Origin of the sequence: Kitasatospora nipponensis (genome assembly GCF_039528135.1) — a bacterium.
Lineage (GTDB): Bacteria > Actinomycetota > Actinomycetes > Streptomycetales > Streptomycetaceae > Kitasatospora > Kitasatospora nipponensis.
The window spans coordinates 1-4,104 of the sequence record NZ_BAAALF010000347.1 but is presented as its reverse complement, the minus strand read 5'-3'; the positions used below and the strand labels follow the sequence as shown (position 1 = coordinate 4,104).

General features: G+C 77.2%; 5 protein-coding genes and 1 pseudogene. 4 read left to right on the top strand and 2 right to left on the bottom strand.

Going from position 1 to position 4,104, the window contains the following annotated elements; translation table 11 throughout:
• The coding region (locus tag ABD323_RS39870) for a class I SAM-dependent methyltransferase (protein WP_344447007.1) at nucleotides 1-968 on the top strand (968 nt) is incomplete at its 5' end.
• The gene (locus tag ABD323_RS39865; protein ID WP_344447006.1) at nucleotides 965-1,762 is read left to right on the top strand and encodes a DUF1295 domain-containing protein; all 798 of its coding nucleotides are present in this window, start codon (nucleotides 965-967) and stop codon (nucleotides 1,760-1,762) included. The genes ABD323_RS39870 and ABD323_RS39865, both read left to right, overlap by 4 nt.
• Before the next feature lie 15 nt (nucleotides 1,763-1,777).
• On the opposite strand, the gene ABD323_RS39860 is transcribed toward ABD323_RS39865, so the two are convergent.
• Complete coding sequence (locus ABD323_RS39860) at nucleotides 1,778-2,161, bottom strand: RNA-binding S4 domain-containing protein (RefSeq protein WP_344447005.1); 384 nt, start codon at nucleotides 2,159-2,161, stop codon at nucleotides 1,778-1,780.
• 91 nt (nucleotides 2,162-2,252) lie between these two features.
• On the opposite strand from ABD323_RS39860, the gene ABD323_RS39855 reads away from it, so the two are divergent.
• Together ABD323_RS39855 and ABD323_RS39850 are read left to right on the top strand one after the other, a co-directional pair.
• Nucleotides 2,253-2,477, top strand: coding sequence for a hypothetical protein (locus ABD323_RS39855; protein WP_344447004.1), 225 nt, complete (start codon nucleotides 2,253-2,255; stop codon nucleotides 2,475-2,477).
• A 31-nt stretch (nucleotides 2,478-2,508) separates the two neighbouring features.
• Nucleotides 2,509-2,979, top strand: coding sequence for a Clp protease N-terminal domain-containing protein (locus ABD323_RS39850; RefSeq protein WP_344447003.1), 471 nt, complete (start codon nucleotides 2,509-2,511; stop codon nucleotides 2,977-2,979).
• Between the two features lie 31 nt (nucleotides 2,980-3,010).
• Here the strand turns inward: ABD323_RS39850 and ABD323_RS39845 are convergent.
• Nucleotides 3,011-4,104: pseudogene (locus tag ABD323_RS39845) on the bottom strand (AfsR family transcriptional regulator); the annotation flags it as partial.

Genomic DNA, 4,104 nt, shown 5'->3' with positions numbered 1-4,104 from the left:
GCCCCGCCCACTGGCCGCTGGCGGTGGGCACCGCGGCCCGGCTCGGCGCGCCCGGCGGGCGGGCCCGGGTGGGCGGCTCGCTGCACAGCCGGGCCCGCGACCGGGCGGTGATCAGCCACCACTACGACCTCTCCAACGAGTTCTACGCCCTGCTGCTCGGCACGCCGATGGCCTACTCGTGCGCCTACTGGACCCCGCGGGCGCAGACCCTGGCCGAGGCGCAGCGGGCCAAGTTCGACCTGATCTGCCGCAAGCTCGCGCTGGAGCCCGGCCGGCGGCTGCTGGACGTGGGCTGCGGCTGGGGCGCGTTCGCCGTGTTCGCGGCGCGCGAGTACGGCGTGCGGGTGGTGGGGGTGACCCTCTCCGAGCGCCAGCACGCCCTGGCCACCGCGCTGGTGGCCGACTCGGGGGTGGCCGACCTGGTGGAGCTGCGCCACCAGGACTACCGCGAGATCGTGGACGGCCCGTACGACGCGATCAGCTGCGTCGAGATGGGCGAGCACGTCGGCGACGCGCGGTACCCCGCCTTCGCCGCCCGGCTGCACGGCCTGCTGCGGCCCCAGGGACGGCTGCTGCTCCAGCAGATGTCCCGCGGGAGCGCGGCGCCGGGCGGCGGAGCCTTCATCGAGACCTACATCGCGCCGGACATGCACATGCGCCCGCTCGGCGCGACGGTGGCGCTGCTGGAGGAGGCCGGTCTGGAGGTCCGCCACACGGAGGCGATGCGCGAGCACTACGCCCGCACCATCGACGCCTGGCGCGACACCCTGGAGGAGCGCCGCGCCGACTTCACCGCGCTGGTCGGCCCGGCCACCGTCCGGCTCTGGCGGCTCTACCTGGTCGGCAGCTCGATGGCCTTCGCCGAACGGCGGATGGGCGTGGACCAGGTGCTGGCCGTCCGTCCCTCCCCGGACGGCCCCAGCGGCGCCCCGCCTACCCCGGCGGCCTGGTACGAGGGGCTGCGGTGAACGCGGGTGCCTTCGGCGTCAACCTGCTCGCGACGCTCGGGGCGGCGCTGGTGGTCCTGCTGGCCGCCTTCGCGGTGGGCCTGCGCACCGGGCGGCACCGCGGCGTGGACGTCGCCTGGGGGCTGGGCTTCGTGGCGGTGGCGCTGACCGGCTACGGCCTGTCGGCGGGTCACGGCGACGGTGGCCGGCGCGCGCTGGCCACCGTGCTGGTCACGCTCTGGGGGCTGCGGCTGTCGCTGCACCTGTGGCACCGGGCGCGCGGCGCCGCCGAGGACCCGCGCTACCGGCGGATGCTGGCCCGGGTGGCGCCCGAACGCCGCACCGGGTACGCGCTGCGCACCTTCTACCTGGCGCAGGCGGGCCTGCTCTGGGTCATCTCGCTGCCGGTGCAGGCCGCCCAGTACCTGCCGCAGCCGCTCGGCCCGCTCGCCTGGGCCGGCACCGCGCTGTGGGCGGTGGGGCTGGCGTTCGAGGCGGTGGGCGACCGGCAGTTGGCCCGCTTCAAGGCGGACCCGGCCCAGCACGGCCGGGTGCTGGACACCGGTCTGTGGCGCTACACCCGCCACCCCAACTACTTCGGTGACGCCTGCGTCTGGTGGGGGCTCTTCCTGCTGGTGGCCGACGTGCCGATCGGCTGGGCCTTCCTGCCCAGCCCGCTGCTGATCACCGCGCTGCTCGCCTTCGGCAGCGGGAAGCCGACGCTGGAGAAGCAGTTGAGCCAGGCCAAGCCGGGCTGGGCCGAGTACGCCGCCCGGACCAGCGGGTTCGTCCCGCTGCCGCCCCGGCGGCGCTGAGCGGGCGGCGGAGGTTCAGGCGTCGGGGCGGCCGACCAGCTGGTCCAGGGTGCGCCGGTCGCGCTTGGTGGGACGGCCGGCGCCGCGCTCGCGCCGGGCCACCGGGCCCGCCTCGTGCTGGGCGGGCGGCGGCGGGCTGTTGTCGACGTAGCACTCGGCGGCCACCGGCGGCCCGACCCGCTTGCTGATCGCCCGGGTCACCACGACCACCCGCTCGTAGCCCTCCTGGCGCACTCGCACCTCGTCGCCCGCCCGGATCGTCTGGGCGGGCTTGGTGCGCTCGCCGTTCACCCGCACGTGGCCGGCCCGGCAGGCGGCGGCGGCGAGCGGGCGGGTCTTGGTGAGGCGCACGGACCAGATCCAGCTGTCGACCCGTGCGGTCCCTTCGTCTACGGCCATGCCAGCACTCTAGTCCCGGCCCGCCCGAGGCCGGGAGATATCCGTCAGTCTGGGTTGACACCCGCGCCTTTGTCAGCCCAGACTGACAGATATGGAAACCGGAGAACTCGCGGCGAGCCTGGACTCGCACGACCCGGCCGTCGGCCTGCGGGCGGTGGGTGCCCTGCACCGGCTGGCCGAGCAGGTCGAGGCGGTGTCGGTGGCGCGCGCCAGGCAGCTGGGCTGGTCCTGGGAGCAGATCGGCGACGCGCTGGGCGTCTCCCGGCAGTCGGTGCACAGCAAGCACGGCCACAGCAAGCAGGGCCCGACCAAGTAGGGCCCCACCAAGCAAGGGAAGTGAGGCGACGATGTTCGAGACGCTCTCGGCCGGTGCCCGCGAGGCGGTCAGCTCGGCCCTGCAGGAGGCCCGGCTGCGCGGCGACCGGCGGATCGGCACCGAGCACCTGCTGCTCGGCGTGCTGCACGACCCGCGCTCGCCGGCGGTGGACGCGCTGGGACTCGACCTGGCCACCGCCCGCGGGGCGCTGGACGCGCTGGACCGGGTGGCGCTGGCGGCCGTGGGGATCCACGCCGACGGCGTCGAGCGGCGGCCCGTCCCCGCCTCGCCCAAGCACACGCCGCTCAGCTCCGGGGCCCGCGCGGTGCTGCCGCGCGCGGCCAGGGTGGCCCGGGCGGGCGGCAGCCGCAAGGTCACCCCGGCGCACCTGCTGGTCGCCCTCCTGGAGCGCGATCTGCCCGATCCGGTGGCCGAGCTGATGGCCGAGGCGGGCGTGGACCGGATCGCGGCCCGGGTCAGGCTGCTGCCCACCGGGGCGTGAGGGCGGCCGGCCCGGTGCCCCGGCCCGGTGCTCAGCCGGCCAGCGCCACCACCGTCGGGGCGGCCTGCTCCCGGGCGAGGACCCGCAGCAGCTCCGGGAAGCCGTACCGCCCCGGGCCCTCGACGGTCAGCAGGTGGGCGTCCACCAGCCGTTCGAGCACCGCTTCGCTGTCACCGGGCCGCTCACCGAGCAGGCCGTCCGCGAGGGCCACGGTGATCGTCGGACGGTCCGGCAGGGCCAGCAGGCGCAGCGCCCGGGCCGCCGCCGGGTCCAGCTGCCGGCAGCCCGCCTGCAGCCTGGCCCGGACGTCCAGGGTGCCGACCCGCAGCTCGTCCAGGAGGCGGCCCGGCGCGGCCAGCCGGTCGGCCACCTGCCGCAGGCTCCAGCCCGGTCGGGCCGCGAGCCGGGCCGCACAGACCCGCAGCGCCAGCGGCAGCCGCCCGCAGAGCGCCACCAGGCGCACCGCCGCCGCCGGTTCGGCCGCCACCCGGTCCGGCCCGACCAGCTGGGCCAGCAGCGCCAGCGCGTCCTGCCCGCTGGGCACGGGCAGCTCCACGGCCAGCGCGCCGTCCAGGTCCGGCAGCCGCGTGGCGGAGCTGATCAGGGCCGCGCCACCCGGACCGCTGGGCAGCAGCGGCCGCACCTGCGCGCTGTCCCGCGCCCCGTCCAGCACCACCAGCACGCGCAGGCCGGCCAGCACCGAGCGGTAGAGCGCGGTGCGCGCCGCCAGCGTGGGCGGCACCGCGCCCGGGGCGACGCCCAGCGAGAGCAGCAGCGAGCGCAGCACGGTGGCGGGCGTGGTGGGGGAGCGGTCGGTGCCCGCGAGGTCGGCGTAGAGCACCCCGTGCGGGAACATCGCCCGGGTGGCCCGCGCGACCTGCCCCAGCAGGGTGCTGGTGCCGACGCCCGGGTGTCCCGAGACCACGGCGACGGCCGGCGCCTCGCCCGGCGGGCGGGTGAGCTGCCGCAGCAGCAGCGCCTCCTGCGCCGGGCGGCGGATCAGGTCCGGGCAGGCGGGCGGCAGTTGGTACGGGACCGGCCGGCCGGCCGGTCCCACGGGGAGCGCCGGGGCCGAACCGCCGCCCGCCGCCGCACCCGAACCCGGTGTCGCGCCCGGTGCCGGGT